This window comes from Micromonospora sp. WMMD754 (assembly GCF_049315235.1).
Lineage (GTDB): Bacteria > Actinomycetota > Actinomycetes > Mycobacteriales > Micromonosporaceae > Micromonospora > Micromonospora sediminicola.
The window spans coordinates 5738915-5758766 of the sequence record NZ_CP186058.1; the positions used below are offsets into that span (position 1 = coordinate 5738915).

Here is a 19852-nt window from a genome sequence, read left to right on the forward strand (position 1 = left end):
GACCGATGCCCACCTACTTCTCCCCCGGCATCTACGTCGAGGAGGTGCCCGGCGGGGCCCGCCCGATCGGCCCGGTCGGCATGAGCACCGCCGCGTTCGTCGGACTGGCGCCCAACCGTGGCGCCCACGTCGGCCAGGCGCTGGCGGTGAACAGCTGGACCGAGTTCCTGCGCCTGTACGCCGACGGCGAGCACCTGGAGAGCACCCCGCTGGCCCGGGCCGTGTTCGGCTTCCTGGACAACGGCGGCACCCGCTGCTGGGTGGTCAACGTCGGCGAGGGCGGCCAGCTCACCGGCACCGGCGGGCGGCGCGGCGGCCTGCAACTGCTCGAGGCGATCGACGAGATCTCCATCCTGGCCGCCCCCGGCTACCACGACCCGGTCTCGCACGAGGCCCTGATCAGCATGGCCGAACGGCTGCGCACCATGGTGGCGATCTGCGACCCGCCGCCCGAGGTGGCCGACGTCTCCCGACTCACCCGGGTCGCCACCCCCGGCAAGCCCGCCAAGCCGGCCGAGCCGTCTGCCGGCAAGCCCGCCGAGGACACGCCGAAGGACGGCGACGACGAGCCGCCCGGCACCGGCGGCGACCGGCCCCGGCAGTCGGACTTCGCCACGTTCTACTTCCCCTGGATCCGGGTCCGCGACCCGCTCAGCGGCGACCTCGTCCTCACCCCGCCCAGCGGGCACGTGGCCGGCATCTGGGCCCGCACCGACGCGCTGCGCGGCGTGCACAAGGCCCCGGCGAACGAGCCGGTACGCGGCGCGGTCGACCTGGCGTACCGGGTCACCCGGCCGGAGCACGACGTGCTCAACCCCAAGGGCGTCAACGTGATCCGGTTCTTCGCCGGCGAGGGCATCCGACTCTGGGGCGCCCGCACGCTCGCCGCCGAGGCCAGCGAGTGGCGCTACCTGAACGTGCGGCGGCTCTCCATCTCCATCGAGCAGGCGATCGCCAACGGCACCCGGTGGATGGTGTTCGAGCCGAACGACTTCACGCTGTGGCGCTCGATCCGCCGCGACATCGGCGCGTTCCTCACCCGGGTGTGGCGCGACGGCGCGCTGCTGGGCCGCACCCCCGAGGAGGCGTTCTTCGTCAAGTGCGACGAGGAGACCAACCCGGCCGACGTACGCGACGCCGGGATGGTGGTGGCGCACATCGGCATCGCGGTGGTCAAGCCCGCGGAGTTCGTGGTGTTCAAGCTGAGCCAGTGGGCCGGCGGCACCGAGACCGAGACGATCGGAGGCTGACATGCCCACCACGGCCACGCCGCAGCCGGGCGCACCCGTCGACCCGTACCGCGCGTACCACTTCAAGCTGCTCATCAACGGCATCACCAACGGGCACTTCACCGAGGTCAGCGGCTTCGAGGTGGCGATACCGGCGCTGTCGTACCGGGAGGCCGGCAACGAGCGCATCCGGGCCGTGCCGGGTCAGGTCGAGTACGCCCCGGTGACCCTCCACTTCGGCCTGACCAGTTCACGCGAGCTGTGGGACTGGGTGAACGCGGCGGCGAAGGGCACGGTCAACCGGCGCAACGTCTCGGTGGTGCTGCTCGACCCGGCGGGCACCGCCGAGGTGCTGCGCTGGAACATGATCAACGCCTGGCCGACCCGGTGGCGGGGCGCGCACCTCAACACCCTGTCGCAGGAGATCGCCATCGAGGCGCTCACCCTGGCGTACGAGGGACTGGAGCTGGAGGCCGGCGGTGCCGCCGCCCCGACGACCGCGTGACCGGCTGGCCCGCGCCCTGCGGGCCGCCGCCGACCGCCTGTCCGGGCCGGGCTCACCGTCGGCACCGGAGGACGTGCCGCCCCCGCCCGGCCAGCCGCCCGAGCACTGGCGGCGTCTGGTGGCGGCGCACGCCCCCGGCCTGCTGCGCGACCTTCCCCCGCCCCGGGTCGAGCACGCACATCTCGCCGATCCGACCGGCGCCTCCTCCCGTGCCGGTCGGCCGGTGAGCGGAGACGCGGACCGGTCTGCCCGCGGCAACGCGGACCGGTTTCCGGCGCGACGGGCTCGGGCGAGTCGGCTGCGGCGGAGCTGGAAGGCACTGTGGCGCGGCCTGCCCCGATCCCGGCAGCGCTCCCTCGCTCCCGATCCGTCGAGATCTTGGTACGAAAAGGCCCCTGGAGGGGCCGTTTCCTACCAAGATCTCCCGCAGCTCCCGGACGGCGGGACAGGGGTCTCGGGTGGTGGGAGCTCCGCGTCGTCGGGGGTGTGTGCCGACTGCGGCGGGACGGGTCGGCGCGGGGGCCGGGCACGGGAGGACATCGGTGGACGGGGTGCCGCACCGGCGGGCCCCATCGGTGGGCCGGAGACGGGGGTCGACGGCGGGCCGGCGCAACGGGGCACGGCACCACCCGACACGGGATCGCCGCGGCCGGGATCGGCGTCCACCTGGGCGGTGGTGGGGAACGAACCGGCCGGGACGGGATGTTCGGCGGCGGGTACCGGGTTCCCCGCCGGCGGTGACGAGCGGCCGGGCGACCCCGCGGCGCCTTCCATCGCGCCGGCGTACCGGTCGGTGCCCGGGTCAGGCGGCCCGAAGAGAACGCCGCGCATCGCCGACACGGCGCACACAGCCGGCGGCGCGGGCGCGACCGGCGGGACCCGTGCAGCCGGCGCGACCGGTCCAGCCGGCATGACCGGTGCAACCGGACCGAATGGCTACGCGGGCTCGGCGGCCACGACCGGCACGGTCGGTTCGGCACGCATGGTCGACGCAGCCGGCGCTGTCGTGTCGCGCGGCGGTAGGCCGTTGCGCGCACCGGAGCGGACATCGTCACCCGCCCGACGGTCCGACCGCGAGGACCTCGCGCCGGCCAACCGTGGCCGCGGACCGCACCCGGGTGACGTCGCCGGGGCAGACCTCCCGTCCAGCCGGGGGGACGGACACCCGTTCGTGACCGCTGCCGCGCTACCGGCGCTGCGGCCGGCACCGGCCACCCGCGACGGCCGGCGTGGTCTCGCCGAGTCCGCCGGCCACCACCCAGGGCAGGTCACGGGCTCGCCGTACCCGGACGGACACGACGCGGCACCCGGCGGCGAGTTCCCGGCGCGACCGGGGCAGCGACCCGCCCGCCCCGCGTCCGCCGGCCCCTGGCCCGCCCTGCCGACCGACGCGGAGCCGACCCGCACCACTGCCCCGGCGCCGACCGGCGCGGGCCGGGCGACCGAGGGCGGCACGGCACACGCGGACCCGTGGCCGGCGCTGCCGGGCGAGCCGGTGCGGTGGACCCCGGCGACGCGGGCCGTGCCGTGGGGCGACACGGCGCGGCTGGACCGGGAACAGGCGGGTGGCTGATGGAACGCGTCGCCTTCCTCGTGGACGAGTCCGGAACCCGGGTCGACTGCCTGCTCAACCCGGAGACCGTGCAGGTGACCCGGCTGGCCGGAGTACGCCCGCGCGGCGGCCCCGACGGACCGCTCGTCGGCGCCGGCCGGGCCGACGATCCACTGGTCTTCACCGGCGGCGGTCGGACCGAGCTGGTGCTGGACCTGCTCTTCGACATCGACTTCGTGGAGTCACCGACCCGCCCGGCGGACGTGCGCGCGCTGACCCGTCCGCTGTGGATGCTGGCGGAGAACTCGACCGTCGAGCACGGCTGGCCGCGCCCGCCGCTGGTCCGGCTGGTCTGGGGCAAGACCTGGAACGTGCCCGGCGTGATCACGGCGATCGCGGAGCGCTTCGACGCGTTCACCCTCACCGGCACACCGCGGCGCTCCTGGCTGCGCCTGCGCCTGGTGCGGGTGGCGGAGACCGCCGACGCGGCCCGCGCCGGCTTCGAGGAGGAACTGGCCGCGGCGAGCACGCCGACCGTGGCGCCCGGGTCGGCGGTGGTCGCCGCCGCCGACGGCGCGGCCGAGCCGGGCTGGTCCGGGGTGCGCTTCGACCTGCTGGCCCACGACGCGCTGGGCTCGCCGCTGCGCTGGCGGCTGCTCGCCGAGCACAACCGGATCACCGACCCGCTCGCGGTGCCGGCCGGCACCGCGCTGGCGGTGCCGGCGACCGGCGTCGCCGGCCCACCGCCCGACGCCACCACCACCGGAGGGGCCCCGTGACCACACCACCACCCGCCCCGACCCGGGCCGGCGCCACCCTCGGCCCGGTCACCCCGCGCGCAGCGGACGAGAGGCACGCCGACCGACGACCGCAGCCCCGCACGCCGAGAGCGGGCCGGCCGTGATCCGGGCCGTGGCGGTGACCGTCGACGGTCGGCCGCTCGCCGACCCGGCCCGGCTGCGCGGCATCCGGGTGGCCGCCCGGCTGGACCAGCCGACCCAGTGTGAGCTGGCCCTGGCCACCGCCCCCGGCGCGGGCGCCCTGGACCCACCGGTACGCCCCGGCGGCGCCCTCGACGTCCGCCTGGACGGGCAACCGGAGACCCTGTTCGCCGGCGAGGTGACCGCCGTGGAGGTGGAGTACGCCGGCGATGGCGCCGCGCTGCTCCGGATCCGGGCGTACGACCCGCTGCACCGGCTGCGCAAGCGCCAGGAGCTGCGGGTGTTCGAGTCGGTGACGGCCGCCGAGCTGGCCGGGGAGCTGTGCGCCGGGCTGGGGCTGAGCGTGGCCGCCGAGGACGACGGGCCGCGCCTGGACCGGCTGCTCCAGCACCGGCACACCGACCTGGAGCTGCTGCGCGAGGTGGCCGGTCGGGCCGGGCTGCGGCTGGCCGTGGACGGCGACCGGTTGCGGCTGTTCACCCTCGACGGCTACGGGGACCCGGTCGCGCTGACGCTCGGCGAGACCGTGCACGCGCTGCGGGTCACCGAGAACCTGGACCGCGCGGGCCGCGAGTGCGCCGCGCTGGGCTGGCACCCGCAACGCGCCGAGCCGCTGGCGCAGCGGGCCGACGAGGCCCGCAGCGGACGGCGCATCCCGCTGCGCCCGGATCCGGGCGACGTGGGCGCGGACGGGGTGCGCACGGCGGTAGACCAGCCCGGGCGCAGCGACGACGAGCTGGCCGCGCTGGCCCAGGCCGGGCTGGACGCCCGGGTCGCCGCGCTGGTCACCGCCGAGGGCACGGCCGAGGGTGATCCCGCGCTGCGGCCGGGTCGACGGATCGCCCTGGCCGGCGTGCCCGAGCCGGTCGCCGGCGTGTACGTGCTGACCGAGGTGGTGCACACCGTGGACGCGGACGGACACCTGACCCGGTTCTCCACCGTCCCGCCCGCCCCGTCTTCGGCCGCCGCGCCGCCCCCGGCCACGGTCACCCTCGGCACGGTCACCGACGTGGACGACCCGGACGGGCTGGGCCGGGCCCGGGTGACGCTGCCCGCGTACGGGGACCTGGACGCCGGCTGGCTCGCCGTGCTCTGCCCGGGCGCGGGCCGGGGCAAGGGGATCGTCGCGCTGCCCGACCCGGAGGACACCGTGCTGGTGGCCCTGCCCGGGGGCGAGCCGGCCTCGGGCGTGGTGCTCGGCTCGCTGTTCGGCGCGGTCGAGCCGTACGACGCTGGCATCGTCTCCGGGCGGTCCCGCCGCTGGTCGATGCGGACCGGCACCGGCCAGTCGATCGTGATCGACGACGACGGGCGCACGCTGCGGCTGGCCACCGACGCCGGCAGCTTCGTCGAGCTGCGCCCCGAGCTGACCACCGTGCACGCCGCCGGCGACCTGGTGCTCTCCGCGCCCGGACGGGCCATGGTGGTGCGCGCCCGCACCGTGGACTTCCTGCACGCCCCGACGGCGGAGGACGCCGAGACCGCCGCCGCCCAGGCCCGTACGCTCGCCCGCGCCCACGGAGGTGGCTGATGCGCTGGATCCACCGCGACTCGCTGATCACCTGCGGACACGACGGGCGGGTGGCGAACCGCCCGTCGCAGCACTGGGTCACCGTGCGGGGTGTCCCGGTGCTGGTGCGACCCGACCCGGAGGAGCGCGACATCACCGCCTGTCCGAACTACGGCCCGACGATCAAACCCTGCCTGCACACCAAGACCGTCACCGTGGGTTACAGCACCTGGCTGCGGGTGGACCGCCAGCCGGTGGTGCTGTCGCACCTGGACGGCCTCACCGACGGCACCCCGCCGGGCACCGTGCACCACCAGGTCCGCGACCCGCGGCAGGCGTTCCTGGGGGCGGACGCATGAGGGCCTTCCGCTTCGTCGGCGCCGGCTTCGACGCGGGTCGCGCCGGTGGCCTGGCGCTGACCGCCGCCGGCGGTCTCGCCATGACCGAGGGCGACGAGACGGTACGCCAGGCGCTGTACCTGCTGCTGTCCACCACTCCCGGCGAGCGGCTGATGCGTCCCGGCTACGGCTCCCGGCTGCACCGCCTGGTGTTCGCGCCGAACGACGACACCACCGCCGGACTGGCCATCCACTACGTCCGGCAGGCGATCCGGCGGTGGGAGCCCCGGGTGGAGGTGCTCGACGTGGACGCCGGGCCGGACCCGGACGACCCGTGGCGCCTGGTGATCCGGCTGGACTACCGGGTGCGGGCCAGCCTCTCCCCCGGCCAGCTCGTGTTCTCCGTGGACCTGCTCCCCGCCGACGACGACATCCCTGACGAGGAGGGCACGTCATGACGCTGCCGGTGCCGCACCTGGACGACCGCGCCTTCCTCGACCTGGTCACCGAGGCTCGGGAACGGATCCGCCGGTCCTGCCCGGACTGGACCGACCTGTCCGCGCACGACCCGGGCGTGGCGCTGCTGGAGGCGTTCGCCTACCTGACCGAGGTGATGATCTACCGGCTGAACCAGTTGCCGGAGAAGGCGTACGTGGCGTTCCTGAACCTGCTCGGCGTGAGCCGGCACCCACCGGCGGCGGCCTGGGCGGACGTGCGCTTCACCCGCACCGGCGCGGACCGCGGCGCGGTCCGGGTGCCGGCCGGCACCCGGGTCGCCGCCGCCCGGGGCGCGGACCCCCGGCCGGTCGTCTTCGTGACCACCGAACCGGCGGTGCTGCCCGCCGGCGAGACCACGGTGACGGTACGGGTGCACCACTGCGAACCGGTCGAGGCGGAGCTGCTGGGCACCGGCACCGGCCAGCCCGGTCAGGTGTTCCGGGCCGCCCGCGCGCCGCTGACCCGCACCACGGAGGCGCTGGACCTGCTGCTCGGCGTGGAGGTGCCGACCGGTTCGGTGGAACTGGGCGCCGCCGCCCGGGAGCACGAGGGGCGCACGTACGAGATCTGGCGGCCGGTGGACAGCTTCGCCGGTCTCGGCCCGCAGGCGAAGGTCTACCTGGTCGACCGGGCATCCGGGGTGCTCACCTTCGCCCCGGCACTGGACCTGCGCCCGGACGGGGGCGCCCCGGCCGTCGAGGGGGCGGCCGGGGTGACCACGGTGGCGGCGGTGCCGCCGGCCGGACGGCAGGTGCGGCTCTGGTACCGGTGCGGCGGCGGGCCGGCCGGCAACGTCGCGGCGGGCGTGCTCACCAGCCTGCGCGACCCGCTGCCGGGGGTGAGGGTGGACAACCCGGAGCCGGCCACCGGCGGCCGGGAGCTGGAGTCGCTGGAGTCGGTGCTGGCGCGCGGGCCGTACGAGTTCTTCGCCCAGCAGCGCGCGGTCACCGCCCGGGACTTCGAGATCCTGGCCGCCGGGTCGGGCGCGGTGGCGCGGGCACGGGCGTTCACCCGCGCCGCCGTCTACAGCTTCGCCCGCCCCGGCGAGGTCGAGGTGGTGCTGGTGCCGTACGTGCCGCAGGCGACCCGGCCCGGTGGCCGGCTGCCGGTGGCGGTGCTGCGCGAGCACGAGGTGGAGGAGGCCCGCCGCCGGGTCGAGGCCGACCTGGAGCGGCGGCGCGCCCTGGGTACGGCGGTGCGCGCGAGCTGGGCGCGCTACAAGGCGGTCTCCATCCGGGCCCGGGTGGTGGTGCGCCGCGAGGAGGACGTCGACGCGGTCCGCCGCCGTATCCACGACCGGCTGCACCAGACGCTGAGCCCGCTGCCCACGCCGCTGAACCCGACCGGGTGGGCGTTCGGCGAGCCGCTGCGCGCCTCGAACGTCTACCGGATGCTGGAGCACGCCGAGCCGGGCGTGCGCTACGTCGAGTCGGTGCGGTTCGTGGTCGACGAGGCGCCCGACGCTCGGGTGCGCACCGTCGCGGTGGACCAGTACCAGCCCGACACCTGGTACGCCGGCGGCGGCCCGGTGCTGTTCCGCTCGACCAACGCCGGCGCGGGCTGGGAACCGGCCGGCCGGTTCGACGACGACGAGACCGTGGTCCGGGTGGTCCCCGCCCCCGCACCGGCCCGCCCCGGCGTGGTGCCCCGGGCCGGCTCGGTGGCGGTGGTGACCGCCCGCGACGCCGGCGGTTCCCGGGTACGGCTGAGCACCGACCTCGGCGAGACCTGGACGCTGCTCACCGACCTCGACTCGGGCGTACGCGACCTGGCCTGGATCGACCGGGACGGCACCGGCGCGCTGCTGCTGGCCACCGACGCCGGCCTCTACGAGGTGCCGTTGCTGCCCGGCGCGGTGCCGTTGCAGATCCTGGTCGACCCGGCCGACGCGGACCGGGGCTTCTACGCGGTCCGCTCGTTCGTCTCCGAGCGGGGCGCGCCCGGGGTGGCGGTGGCCGCGCAGGCCGGCTTCGGCGTCTACCTGTCCACCGCGGCCGGCCGGCCGGGCACGTTCGCCCACGTCGGCCTGGCCAACGTGGACAACCGGGTGCTCGCCGTGCAGTACGACGGCCCGGCCACGCTGCTGTGGTGCGGCGCGGGCGAACCGGACCCGAAGAAACCCGGCCAGGGCTGCCACCGCACCCGGCTGTTCGAGTCGGACGTCAAGTGGCAGTCGATGGCCGCCGGCTGGATCGGCGGCACCTGCCGGGACCTGGCGTTCAGCGGCCCGCTGGCGCTGGCGGCCACGCAGAGCGGCGGCGTGGTGCGGCTGGACACCCTGGCCGGGCAGCCGCAGTGGCAGTCGGTGATGGTCAACTGCGGCCTCCCGCTGCGCGACCGGACCCGCTTCGTGCCGGTGGACGCCATCGCCGCGACCGCGCCGACCGGCGCGTCGGGCGCCGGGCGGCTGGTCCTGGCCGGGGGTGAGCGCGGCGTGTTCCGCAGCGGTGACGCCGAGGACTGGGCGGCCAGCGCCAACCAGGCCACCGCCGACGTGGTCACCGTTCCCGGCACCTGGCTGCTCTGCTCCGGCGAGCACGACATCGAGGTGGTGCGGCAGGATGCGTCGAACGGCGATTGAGCGGCTGCTGCCGGCCGCCTACCAGCGGGCCGCCGGCCCGGGCAGCGTGCTGGGCGCGCTGCTGGACGTGATGGAGGCGTTGCACGCCCCGGACGAGGCGGTGCTCGCCGACGTCGACGCGCTGTTCGGGCCGTACCGGACGCCGGACGGGTTCGTGGCGTACCTGACCCGGTGGGTGGCGATGGACCACGTGGTCGCCGCGCCCCGCGTCGACGCGCCGCTGCCGCTGCCGGTGGGCCGGTTGCGCGACCTGGTCGCGCACGGCGCGCTGCTGGCCCGGTGGCGGGGCACCCCGTACGGGATGCGCACCGCCCTGGAACTGGCCACCGGGGTGACCGGGTTCGTGCTGGACGAGCCGGCCGACCGGCCGTTCCACCTGGTGGTGCGGGTGCCGCCGGCCGCCGTGGACCGCATCGCGCTGGTCACCCGGATCGTCGAGGCGGAGAAACCGGCCGCGGTCACCGTCGAGGTGCTCGCCGCCACCGACGCGCCGCCCGGCGAACCGACGCCGCCCACGGACCCACCCCCGCCCGACGCCGCGCCGCCCGACCCCGCGCCGCCCGACCCCGCGCCGTCCGACCCCGCACCGTCCGACCCCGCGCCGCCGGACCCCGACCCGCCCGGTCCGGAGCCGGCCGACCCGGCGCCGACCGGTCCGGAGGCCGACGAGACCGCCCCGGACGGCGCGACCGGGGTGGCGTCGGTGCGCGCGGTCGGCCGGGCGCACGTGCCCCCACCCCCGCCCCACCAGCCGCCCGAGGAGCCGTCATGACCACCGAATGGACCGTCGTCGCCGCCGCCGAACAGTTCACCCTGGACGCCCGCAACGCCGGGGAGCTGACCTTCACCGTGTCGAACCCGGGCACCGCGCCGGACACCGTGGTGTTCGACGTCGCGCCCGGCGAGGGCAGCCAGCGCGCCTGGTTCACGGTCGCCGAGCCGCAGCGGGTGGTGCCCGGGCAGGGCTCGGTGTCGTTCCTGGTGCGGCTCGCCGTGCCGCCCGGCACGCCGCCGCGGCGCTACGACATGACCGGGTTCGCGTACTCGGCGAACACCGCTCCGGAGGAGAGTTCCCGCTCCAGCGGCCGGGTGACGTACGACGTGCGCGCGGTCGTACCGCCGAAGCGTTCCCCGTGGCCGTGGCTGGCGGCCGCGGCGGTGCTGCTGCTGGTGGTGACCGGCGTGGTGGTGTGGTTGGTGACCCGCGGCCCGGACACCGAGCCGCCGCCCCGGGCGGCGGTGACGGTGGAGGCGGAGACGCTCGTGGCCGGCGCCGCCGTGCAGTCGACGACCGCCGCGAAGGCGGAGGTGGTGGCGCAGGAGAACTGCTGCGACGTGGTCTGGTCCGGCGACGCGCAGTTGTTCTTCCTGGGCCGGGCGGTGGGCGACCGGGTGACCGTGCAGGTGGACCTGCCGACGGACGGCACCTGGCGGTTCTCCACCGTGCGCACCACCTCGTTCGACTACGCGAACACGATCTGGCTGGTCGACGGCCGGCAGGTCGGCGACACGTTCTTCGGATTCACCCCGACCGTGGTCCGCACCGACGAGGTGGACGTGGGCACGGTGGAGCTGACCCGGGGGACGCACAAGCTGACGCTGGTGGCGGTGAGCAAGACCCAGGGCACCGACCGCTACTTCGCCGGGGTGGACCAGATCCGCTTCACCCCCGCCGGGCAGCCGTGAGCGCGAGGAGTGAGCCGGTGTTGCGAGCCCCGCAGCCGCGAACAGAGAAGGCACCGTGAGCGCGAGGAGTGAGCCGGTGTTGCGAGCCCCGCAGTCGCGAACCGAGGGAACACCGTGAGCGGGCGGCAGAAGGTGCTGCTGGTCGCGCTGGCCGTGCTGCTGGTGGGGCTCTACGTGGTGGCGGTCGCCGGTCGGGGCGACGACCGGGGCGACCCGGCCGCCGGGCCGGGGCCGCTGGGCCGGCTGGGGCGCGGCGCCGGGGCGGTGGACCCGGCGACGGTGGGCGTGGCGTGCCTGCCGCCGGCCGCCGATCCGGCCCCGACCGCCGACGGCGTGGTGGTCGCGTTCGGCTCCACCTGCCGGCTGCGCGTCGCCGATCCGGGCGCGCTGCGCACGCTGGTGCTGCGGGGCGCGGCGCCGTTCGAGGTGACCGCCCGCGCGCCCGGCGACGCGGACGTCACGGTCACCGACGAGGTGGCGCCGGGGCCGGACGGCGCGGCGGTGGCGAAGGTCGCGGTGGACCGGGAGACCGAGGTGCTCCTGCGCTGTCCGGGAGGTGGCGGATGCGCGGTCACGCTGGCCCGGTCCTGACCGGAGTGGAGGCGCGAGATGGGTGAGCTGCGCAAGCCGTTCCTGCTGCTGGCGCTGTTCGCGGTGGCGCTGGTGGTCGCGGTGGAGCTGGGCGCCGCCGCGCTGACCGGCGGCGGGGACGCGGGCGGCGCGCTGCGCGACAGCGCCGGACAGCTCGGCGTCGAACTGGGCGACGTGGGCGGGGTCAGCGAGCCGTCCGGGCGGGGCACCGGATATCTCGCGCTGATCGACGTGGTGGCGCTGTGGACCACCGGGCTGTTCTGCCTGAGCCTGGTGCTGCCGGACCGGGTCCAGGGTCGGGTGCAGGGCGTGGCCACGCTGGTCTTCTCGATCGTGCTGCTGCTGGTGTCGCTGGTGCTGCTGGTCGTCGCGTTCGTGGAGCTGACGGTGATGGTCTCGCTGTTCCTGGCGCCGCCGTTCGGCACGCTGGCGTACCTGGCGGTGTGGGGGTTCTTCCCGGTCGGCGACGCGGCGGTGCTGCTCGGGCTGGCGCTGCTGCTCAAGCTGGTCTGGGCCGGCCTGCTGCTGGCCGCCCAGCCGCGTTTCCTGCGCAACAAGGGGCTGGTGCTGCTGGCGCTGACCACGCTGCTGTGCACGGTGGTGCTGCAGTTCCTGCACGGTCTGGTGCCGGTGATCCTGGTCAGCATCCTCGACGACCTGGGCGCGGTGGTCTTCGCCGTGGTGGCGCTGATCTGGGCGCTGGTGCTGCTGATCGGCTCGATCCCGGCGATCGTGAAGGCGGTGCGCACCACCGCGACCACGTCCGGCCGGACGGTCAGCTGACCGGGCCGGCGGTGACCAGCGCGGCCAGGCGGGGCAGCTGCGCCGGGTCGGTGAGCGCCGAGCCGACCGCCACCACGCGCACGCCGGCGGCCAGGAACTCGGCGGCGTTGCCGGCGTCGATGCCGCCGGTGGCCACGAAGCGCGCCTCCGGCAGCGGGCCGGCGACGGCCCGGAACCAGGCCGGGCCGAGGCTGACCGCCGGGAACGCCTTGAGCCAGACCAGGCCGTGGTCGAGCGCCTGCTGCGCCTCGGTCGGGGTGGCCACGCCGGGCAGGTGCGGGATGCCGTAGCTGACCGCCGCGTCGGCGACCGCCAGGTCGAGGGCGGGGGCGACGGTGAAGGCCGCGCCCGCGCTCACCGCCTGGCGGACCTGCGCCGGGGTGCGGACCGTGCCGGCGCCGACGATCCGGTCCCGCCGCCGGCCGGCCGTCACGGCGGCGCGCAGCGCGGGCACCGCGCCGGGGGTCCGGATCGGCACCTCCACCACGGCGATGCCGAGGTCCCAGGCCAGTTCCGCCAGGCGGACCGTCTCCGGGGGCGGCAGGTCGCGCAGGATCACCATCACCCGCGCGTCGCCGAACACCGGCGTGAAGTCGTGCGCGGTCATCCGCCGCTCCCTCCGTCGTGCCGGTACGCCCCGGCCGCCCACTGCGTGTCCGACAGCGCCAGCGCCCGCGCGGTCCACATCGGGTCGGGCGGCGGGGCGGTGTCGCCGGGCACGGCCAGCACCCGGGCCGCGGTGAGGTGGCCGGTCCGCAGGCAGGATCCCAGGTCGAGCCCGCGCAGCGACCCGGAGAGGAAGCCGGCGGCGAACGCGTCCCCGGCGCCGACCGGCTCGACCACGTCCACCGACACCGCCGGCACGAACACCGCCGGTCCGGTTCGCGGCAGCGCTGTCGCACCGACCGGCCCGTCCTTGACCACCACCAGGTCCGGCCCGGGCAGCAGGTCGCGGACGGCCGCCGGCCCGGTGACGCCCCACAGCGTCACCGCCTCGTCCAGCCCGACGAGCACCACGTCGGCGTGGTCGGCCAGGTCGCGCAGGACCGGGGCGGCCCGGTCGGCGGGCCAGAGCGCCGGCCGGTGGTTGACGTCGAAGCTGACCCGGGCGCCGGGCAGCGCCCGCCCGGTCAGCGCCTGGACGAGCAGGTCCCGGCAGGAGTCGGAGAGCGCGGCGGTGATCCCGGACAGGTGCAGCAGCCGCGCCCCGGCCAGGCGCGGGTGGGCGAGGTCCCGGGCGTGCAGGCGGCTCGCGGCCGACCCGGCGCGGTGGTAGTGGACCCGGGTGCCCGACGGTCCGGGGTCCTTGAGGTAGACGCCGGTCGGGGCGTCCCGGTCGACCGCGACCAGGGAGACGTCGACCCCGGCGGCGGCGACCTCGGCGACCACGCGACGGCCGAACGGGTCGTCGCCGACCCGGCTGACCCAGGCGACGCGGTGGCCGAGCCGGGCCAGGCCGGTGGCCACGTTGGACTCCGCGCCGCCGACACCGACCGCGAGCAGCGCGGCGTGTTCCAGCGGCCCGCCGTCGGCGGGTGCGAGCACCGCCATGGTCTCGCCCGCGCAGACGACCTGCGGGCCGTTCACGCGCCGCCCACCGGGACGAGCCGGGCCGGGACGTCCGCCGGGTCGAGGTGACCGTCGACGACCAGCACCCGGTGCCGGTTGCGGCGGGGCCGCCCGGCGGCGACCACCGCCGGCCGGTCGAACGCGTACGCGACGCAGACGCCCGGGTACGCCGTGGTGCGGACGAACCACCGGTCGCCCGGCCCGAGGCCGGTGAAGACCAGGGTGTACGCGCCGCCGCCGGGCCCGGTGCCGAGCAGCGCCAGCCAGGGCGCGGCCGAGCCGTTGACGGCCTCCTCCCCGACCGCGTCGGCGGTGTGCACGCGGGGTTCCCCGGTCGCCGCCGCGCGCCAGAAGAACCCGCCGTAGCCGGCCCCGCCGGGGCGGCCGTTGGTGGCCGGGCTGCCCAGGTGGACGTCGGCGCCGGTGGCGGAGCTGAGGGTGGCGGACAGGTCGAGCCACCAGGCGTCCTCGCCGGCCGGCGCGGCGGTGACGGTGCGGTGCTCGCGCAGCAGCGTCCGACCGTCCCGGTCGCGCCAGTCGAGGTCGTGCTCGAGCCGGTCGGCGGCCCGTGCCCGCCAGCCGGTGTGGGCGATGACGCCGTGGTCGTCGCGCCAGGTGTAGCCGAGGTCGCGCACGTACGTCCGGCCGCCCCAGAGGTTGGCGCCGTCCACGTCCTGCACGGCGAGGGACGCGCCGAGGTGCCAGACGTGGTCGGCCGGGCGCGCGTCGGTGACCGGTGTGCCGGCCCGGGTCCGCACCGGGTGCAGGTGGGGCCGGGGCCCGTGCCGTGGGTCGAGGTCGGGCCGGACCACGTAGCGGGCCACCTCGACGCCGGCCACGACCAGCCGCTCATCGGCGTCGCGTGCCGCCTCGGCCGGGCCCGCATCCTGGGTCTCCCGGACGATCGCCGGAACGTCCTCCCGGCCGACCGCCGCGCGGTGCGGCGCGGCGGCCCGGCGGTCGGCGGTCACGACGGCTCCGGCGGGCGGCGGGCGTCGACGGCGTGCAGCGCCGCGAGGGCGTACCCGCCGAGGATCGGCACCGCGACCGGGGTGACGAGCACCGCCAGCAGCACGGCCAGCACGCAGACGCCGGAGGCGGCGGCCCACACGCCGGGGCGCTGCGGGCAGGCACGCGCCGCCCGCCGGGCGGCGGCCCGCCAACCCCGGCCACCGGTGCGCCCGACCGCGACGGCGACCAGGCCCGCGTACCCGAGCAGGACCGCCACCACGACGGCGGTGAGCGCCAGGGCGGGGCCGCCGCCGGGCACCCGGCCGCCGGCGAGCGCGAGCAGGTCGGCCGCGAGCACCGCGGCGGCGGCGAGCGCGGCGGCGCTCACCGCCAGCCCGGCGGGCAGCGCGCGGCCGAACCGGGTCAGGCTGGTCCGCGCGTCGGGCCACGACCCGGTGACGTTCCGGTCGTGCAGCGCGGCGCTGGCGGTGGCGACCGCCGGGGCGAGCGTGAGCACCGGCAGCGCGGCGACCGCCACGGCGAAGCCGAGCAGCGCCAGGTCGCTCGCCTCGCGCAGCGTGTCCCGCCAGTCGGTGCGGGCCGGCACGGCGTCGGTGGGGGCGGTCCCGGCGCTCATCCCTTCAACCCGCTGGTGTTGATGCCCTCGACCAGCATCCGCTGGAAGGCGAGGAAGAACAGGAACACCGGCAGCAGGGACAGCACCGACATGGCGAACATCGGGCCGACCGCGCTCTGGCTGGTCGAGTCGATGAACAGGGTCAGCGCCACCGGGACGGTGTAGTCCTCCAGGTTGGACAGGAAGACCAGTTGCCGGAAGAAGTCGTTCCAGGTCCAGATGAACGAGAAGATCGCGGTGGTGACCAGCGCGGGGCGGCTCAGCGGCAGGATGACGTGGCGGAACACGCCGTACGGGGAGGCGCCGTCGATCCGGGCGGCCTCGTCCAGCTCGCGTGGGATGCCGCGCATGAACTGCACCATGAGGAAGACGAAGAACGCCTCGGTGGCCAGGAAGTGCGGGATGAGCAGCGGCAGGTACGGCCAGTCGCCGCCGACCAGGCCGAGGCTGCGGAACAGGATGTACTGCGGGACGATCAGCACGTGCCCGGGCAGCAGCAGGGTGCCGATCATGACGGTGAACCACACCTTGCGCAGCCGGAACCGCAGCCGCCCCAGGGCGTACGCGGCGAGCAGGCAGGACAGCGCGTTGCCGACCACGGTCAGCAGGCTGACCAGGGCGCTGTTGAGGAAGAACCGGCCGAATCCGACGTCGAAGTTGGTCCAGCCGTCGACGTAGTTGCCGGGGGTGAACCGCTCCGGCAGCAGGCCGACGTTGTTGACGATCTCGGCCGGCGACTTGACCGAGGTGCCGAGCATCCAGATCAGCGGGTAGAGCACCACCGCCACGATCACCAGGAGCACCAGGAGGCGCAGCGCCTGCCGGTTGCCCGGGCGGCGGCGGACGGGCACGGCGGTCATGATTCGTCTCCGTCCGAGTAGTGCACCCAGAACCGGCCGGTGCTGAAGAAGACGGCCGTGATCACCGCGATGGCGAGCAGGAACACCCAGGCCATCGCCGAGGCGTAGCCCATCTCCAGGTCGGTGAAGCCGGAGATGTAGAGCTTGAGCGTGTACATCAGGGTGGAGTCGACCGGTCCGCCGGTGCCGTTGCTCAGCACGAACGCGGCGGTGAAGCCCTGGAAGCCGTGGATGGTCTCCAGCACCAGGTTGAAGAAGATCACCGGGGAGAGCATGGGCAGCGTGACGGCGCGGAACCGCCGCCACGTCCCGGCGCCGTCGACGGCCGCCGCCTCGTACAGCTCGGTGGGCACCTGCTTGAGCCCGGCCAGGAAGATCACCATGGGCGCGCCGAACTGCCAGATCGCCAGCACCATCAGCGTCTGCAACGCCCAGTCCGGGTCGGCGACCCAGGGCAGCCCCTCGACGCCGAACAGGGCGAGGAACGAGTTGAACGCACCGTCCCGGTTGAACATGTTGACCCAGACGATGGCCAGCGCGACGCTGCCGCCGAGCAGCGACGGCAGGTAGAACAGGCCGCGGAACAGCCCGACGCCGCGCCAGGCGCGGTTGAGCAGCAGCGCCACGCCGAGCGCGGCGGCCAGCTTCAGCGGCACCGCGACCAGCGCGAACGTCAGCGTGACCCGGACCGCGTGCCAGTACGACGGGTCGGCGGTGAACATCCGCTCGTAGTTGGCCAGCCCGACCCAGCGCACCTCGGACAGCGGGGTGAGGATGTCGTAGTCGGTGAAGCTCAGCCAGAGCGAGAGCAGCATCGGGATCGCCGTGACGCCCATCAGTCCGATGAGCCAGGGCGAGAGGAAGACGTATCCCGCCAGGCCCTCGCCGAGCCGGGCCCGGCCGGCCCCGCGCCGCGTGGGGCGGGGGCCGGCCGGTCCGGTTCGTGAGGTCCGGCCGGGCGCCGTGGTGAGGGCCACGGTCGTTCCTTTCTTCTCGGCGGGGTCTCAGGCGATCGCGGCTCTGCAGGCGGTGACGAACTGCTCCGCCGCCTGGGCCGGGGTGGCGCGGCCGTACTGGGCGTTCTCCGCGGCCTTGGTCAGCTCGGCCTTGACCTTGCTGTGTCCCTTGATCGGGACCTGCGGGGACGGGCCGAACTTCTGCGCCAGCTCGGACTCGACCTGGATGGACTGCTTCATGGCCGGGTCGGTGGCGGTCTCGCTGACCTTCGCCCGCAGGTCCATGTTGGACGGCAGGCCGCGGTCGGTGCCGAGCAGCGCGACCGCCTCCGGGTCGTTGTTCAGGAAGTTGATCACGTCGACCGCCACGTCGCGGTGCTTGCTGCCCTTGAACACCGACCAGTACATCGACGCCCGGGCCCACTGGGCGCTCGGGTCACCCGGGTACGCGACCACGCCCAGCTCGTCAGTGGTGTTCTTCTTCAGGTCCGGCATCTGGTTGGCCCAGACCCAGGAGGTGGCCGCCTTGCCGGTGACCACGAGCTGCTTGGTGATGTCGGTGGCGTTGCCCTGGTGGATGACGTCGGCGGTCGGGGTGGCGCCCCGGTCGCGGGCGCCCTTCCACAGCTCGAACCACCTCGTCACGTCCTCGACGGTGAAGCCGAGTTCCTTGCCCTCGTAGAGGTCCTTGCCCTGCTGGCGCAGCCACACCCAGAGCGCCTTGTAGTCGGCGCTCGGGTCCTGCGTGCCGGGGACCTTCGTCTTCTTCGTCACCTGCTCGGCCCAGGCGATGTGCTCCTCCCAGCTCATCCCGGTGGTCGGCTCGGGCAGCCCGTTCTTCTGCAGCAGCGTCTTGTTGTAGACCAGGCCCTGGGTGTTCTCCCCGGCGGCCACCCCGGCGAGCTTGCCGTCGACCACGCCGTACTCCAGCAGGCTCTTCGGGAACTTCGACACGTCGAGCTTGCCGGAGTCGCGGTAGCTGCCCAGGTCGAGCGTGGTGCTGCGGCCGGCGTACTCGGCCAGGTAGTTGTCGTCGATCTGGAACAGGTCGGGCGGGTTGCCGCCGGCGGTCAGCGTGGCGAGCTTGTCGAAGTAGCCCTGGTTGGCCTGCCAGGTCTTCTCGAACGTCACGTCCGGGTGCTTCCTGGTGTAGAGGGCCAGGGCGTCCTCGGTGAGCTTGGCCCGGGCCTCGCCGCCCCACCAGAAGACGGAGAGTTTGACCGGGCCGCCGTCGCCGCCGCCGTCGTCGCCGCCGCAGGCCGCCGCGCCCAGGGCGAGCGGCGCGGCCAGCGCGACGGCGGCGAGGCCGCGGACGAATCGGCGTCGGGACAGGGGGGTACGGTGATTCCGCCCGGCGGGTGCGCCGGCGGTGGGGGACGTTGCGGGGTGCATCTGCGCTCACTCCTCGGATGTGGGAGGCGACGACGTCACCGGCGGCCGTCCACGGGCCGCCCGGGTCCGCAGTGCTGTGCGGGCCCGGGCCACCTGCTCAGGCCCCGGTGCCGTCCCGACCGGGCGCGGGGACGGGCCCGGTCGAGTCACGGACGACCAGTGCGGTCTGGAGCATTACCTGTGCGGTGGTGCGACGGTCGCCGGATGCCGCGCCCCGACCCCGGGCGCCGCGGGGCGCGTCGGAGTCGAGTTGCAGGAGCATGTCGACGGCCGTCCGGCCGGCGGCCGCGGTCGGCGTGGCCACCGTCGTCAACTTGGGGCGGGTGAGCCGGCTCAGCGCGATGTCGTCGACGCCGACCACGCTGACGTCCTGCGGCACCCGCAGCCCCAACGCGTCCAGCCCTTCGATCAGGCCGATCGCCATCAGGTCGTTGTAGGCGAGCACGGCGGTGACGCCGCTGCGGCGCACCTGCTCGGCGACCGCGCCGCCGCCGGTCTCGGTGGGCTGGTTGGGCCCGAGGAGGGTCAACTCCGCTCCCCCGCCGCGGGCGGCGGCGGACGCGGCGCGGCGCATCTCCCGGGCGGTCCACGAACCGCGCGGGCCACCGAGCAACGCGATCCGCCGGTGGCCGAGGCCGAGCAGGTGCTCGATCGCGGCCCGCGCGCCCTGCCCGACGTCCATCATCACGCAGGGCAGACCGGCGACCTGGCGGTTTATCACCACCACCGGCACCTCGCGGCTGACCTGTTCGATCAGGCTGTTGCTCATCCGGGGGCTGCAGAGCAGGACGCCGTCGACCTGCTTGGCGAGCGCGTGGACCAGGTCCTCCTCGGCGGCCGGGTCCTCGTTGGTGTCGGCCACGAAGACGTGGTAGTCGCGGTGCCGGGCCTGCCCCTCCGCCGCCTTGATCAGCGGCGGGAAGAACGGGTTGGCGATGTCGGCCACGATCAGGCCGATGTTGTGGGTGCGGCCGGTGATCAGGGCCCGGGCGGCCCGGTTGGGCCGGTAGCCGAGGTCCTCGGCGCAGGCCAGCACGCGGACCCGGGTCTCCGGGTTGACCAGATGCGGGGCGGAGAACGTGCGGGAGACGGTGGAGATGTGCACACCGGAGGCCCGGGCGACGTCCCGGATGGTGGCTGGCACGGTGGGCTCCCTCGTCCGATGTGGTGGGGGTCACGGGGTGTCGCCCATTAATGCAAACGGTTGCTCCCGTGTCAACGGTCCATTGTTGCGACTCGATTTCGGCACGACGCCGGCCGAGTGAACGAATGG

General features: G+C 75.4%; 20 protein-coding genes. 12 read left to right on the forward strand and 8 right to left on the reverse strand.

The features are described from left to right. Positions 1 to 5: 5 nt before the first annotated feature. The 12 genes from ACN27B_RS27000 (at position 6) to ACN27B_RS27055 (ending at position 12214) form a co-directional block, all read left to right on the forward strand. Complete coding sequence (locus ACN27B_RS27000; RefSeq protein WP_099160690.1) at positions 6 to 1250, forward strand: phage tail sheath family protein; 1245 nt, start codon at positions 6 to 8, stop codon at positions 1248 to 1250. Position 1251: 1 nt separating this feature from the next. Next, positions 1252 to 1734, forward strand: coding sequence for a phage tail protein (locus tag ACN27B_RS27005; RefSeq protein ID WP_091574102.1), 483 nt, complete (start codon positions 1252 to 1254; stop codon positions 1732 to 1734). A gap of 1171 nt (positions 1735 to 2905) precedes the next feature. Beyond that, positions 2906 to 3307: a hypothetical protein gene (locus ACN27B_RS27010; RefSeq protein WP_422741902.1), complete on the forward strand. Its 402-nt coding sequence runs from the start codon at positions 2906 to 2908 to the stop codon at positions 3305 to 3307. Then, entirely contained in the window at positions 3307 to 4065 is a 759-nt protein-coding gene (locus tag ACN27B_RS27015) for a hypothetical protein (RefSeq protein WP_091574100.1), read from the forward strand. The genes ACN27B_RS27010 and ACN27B_RS27015 overlap by 1 nt, the downstream gene beginning before the upstream one ends. 121 nt (positions 4066 to 4186) lie before the next feature. Further along, positions 4187 to 5758 (forward strand): phage baseplate assembly protein V, encoded by a 1572-nt coding sequence (locus ACN27B_RS27020; protein WP_099160687.1) that lies wholly within the window; start codon positions 4187 to 4189, stop codon positions 5756 to 5758. Beyond that, positions 5758 to 6096, forward strand: coding sequence for a hypothetical protein (locus ACN27B_RS27025; RefSeq protein WP_098744535.1), 339 nt, complete (start codon positions 5758 to 5760; stop codon positions 6094 to 6096). Before ACN27B_RS27020 ends, ACN27B_RS27025 begins: the two co-directional genes overlap by 1 nt. After that, positions 6093 to 6533 (forward strand): GPW/gp25 family protein, encoded by a 441-nt coding sequence (locus ACN27B_RS27030; RefSeq protein WP_099160686.1) that lies wholly within the window; start codon positions 6093 to 6095, stop codon positions 6531 to 6533. Before ACN27B_RS27025 ends, ACN27B_RS27030 begins: the two co-directional genes overlap by 4 nt. Next, positions 6530 to 9154: a putative baseplate assembly protein gene (locus ACN27B_RS27035; protein ID WP_422741905.1), complete on the forward strand. Its 2625-nt coding sequence runs from the start codon at positions 6530 to 6532 to the stop codon at positions 9152 to 9154. The genes ACN27B_RS27030 and ACN27B_RS27035 overlap by 4 nt, the downstream gene beginning before the upstream one ends. Beyond that, positions 9135 to 9926 (forward strand): phage tail protein, encoded by a 792-nt coding sequence (locus ACN27B_RS27040; protein ID WP_422741907.1) that lies wholly within the window; start codon positions 9135 to 9137, stop codon positions 9924 to 9926. Before ACN27B_RS27035 ends, ACN27B_RS27040 begins: the two co-directional genes overlap by 20 nt. Beyond that, on the forward strand, positions 9923 to 10840 hold the full coding sequence (locus ACN27B_RS27045) for a hypothetical protein (RefSeq protein WP_396821644.1): 918 nt from the start codon (positions 9923 to 9925) through the stop codon (positions 10838 to 10840). Before ACN27B_RS27040 ends, ACN27B_RS27045 begins: the two co-directional genes overlap by 4 nt. Positions 10841 to 10954: 114 nt before the next feature. Then, on the forward strand, positions 10955 to 11431 hold the full coding sequence (locus tag ACN27B_RS27050; protein ID WP_422741909.1) for a hypothetical protein: 477 nt from the start codon (positions 10955 to 10957) through the stop codon (positions 11429 to 11431). An 18-nt stretch (positions 11432 to 11449) separates the two neighbouring features. Then, positions 11450 to 12214 carry a hypothetical protein gene (locus ACN27B_RS27055; RefSeq protein ID WP_281592632.1) on the forward strand — a complete coding sequence of 255 codons (765 nt, stop codon included), beginning with the start codon at positions 11450 to 11452 and terminating at the stop codon, positions 12212 to 12214. On the opposite strand, the gene ACN27B_RS27060 is transcribed toward ACN27B_RS27055, so the two are convergent. The 8 genes from ACN27B_RS27060 to ACN27B_RS27095 all read right to left on the reverse strand — a co-directional run bounded on the left by ACN27B_RS27060 (position 12207) and on the right by ACN27B_RS27095 (position 19723). Further along, positions 12207 to 12821 carry a bifunctional 4-hydroxy-2-oxoglutarate aldolase/2-dehydro-3-deoxy-phosphogluconate aldolase gene (locus ACN27B_RS27060; RefSeq protein ID WP_422741911.1) on the reverse strand — a complete coding sequence of 205 codons (615 nt, stop codon included), beginning with the start codon at positions 12819 to 12821 and terminating at the stop codon, positions 12207 to 12209. The two genes, ACN27B_RS27055 and ACN27B_RS27060, sit on opposite strands and share 8 nt — an antisense overlap. After that, positions 12818 to 13801 carry a sugar kinase gene (locus ACN27B_RS27065; RefSeq protein WP_253866368.1) on the reverse strand — a complete coding sequence of 328 codons (984 nt, stop codon included), beginning with the start codon at positions 13799 to 13801 and terminating at the stop codon, positions 12818 to 12820. The genes ACN27B_RS27060 and ACN27B_RS27065 overlap by 4 nt, the downstream gene beginning before the upstream one ends. Continuing rightward, positions 13798 to 14754, reverse strand: a complete 957-nt coding sequence (locus ACN27B_RS27070; protein ID WP_422741914.1) for a PmoA family protein — start codon at positions 14752 to 14754, stop codon at positions 13798 to 13800. Before ACN27B_RS27070 ends, ACN27B_RS27065 begins: the two co-directional genes overlap by 4 nt. Next, positions 14751 to 15371: a hypothetical protein gene (locus ACN27B_RS27075; RefSeq protein WP_099160678.1), complete on the reverse strand. Its 621-nt coding sequence runs from the start codon at positions 15369 to 15371 to the stop codon at positions 14751 to 14753. The genes ACN27B_RS27070 and ACN27B_RS27075 overlap by 4 nt, the downstream gene beginning before the upstream one ends. After that, positions 15368 to 16231, reverse strand: a complete 864-nt coding sequence (locus ACN27B_RS27080) for a carbohydrate ABC transporter permease (RefSeq protein ID WP_281592637.1) — start codon at positions 16229 to 16231, stop codon at positions 15368 to 15370. Before ACN27B_RS27080 ends, ACN27B_RS27075 begins: the two co-directional genes overlap by 4 nt. Further along, a complete protein-coding gene (locus ACN27B_RS27085; RefSeq protein WP_099160676.1) occupies positions 16228 to 17208 on the reverse strand; it encodes a carbohydrate ABC transporter permease in 981 nt (326 codons plus the stop codon). Before ACN27B_RS27085 ends, ACN27B_RS27080 begins: the two co-directional genes overlap by 4 nt. A gap of 27 nt (positions 17209 to 17235) precedes the next feature. Next, the gene (locus ACN27B_RS27090) at positions 17236 to 18579 is read right to left on the reverse strand and encodes an ABC transporter substrate-binding protein (RefSeq protein ID WP_422741917.1); all 1344 of its coding nucleotides are present in this window, start codon (positions 18577 to 18579) and stop codon (positions 17236 to 17238) included. Between the two features lie 97 nt (positions 18580 to 18676). Then, on the reverse strand, positions 18677 to 19723 hold the full coding sequence (locus ACN27B_RS27095) for a LacI family DNA-binding transcriptional regulator (RefSeq protein WP_091574085.1): 1047 nt from the start codon (positions 19721 to 19723) through the stop codon (positions 18677 to 18679). Positions 19724 to 19852: the final 129 nt, after the last annotated feature.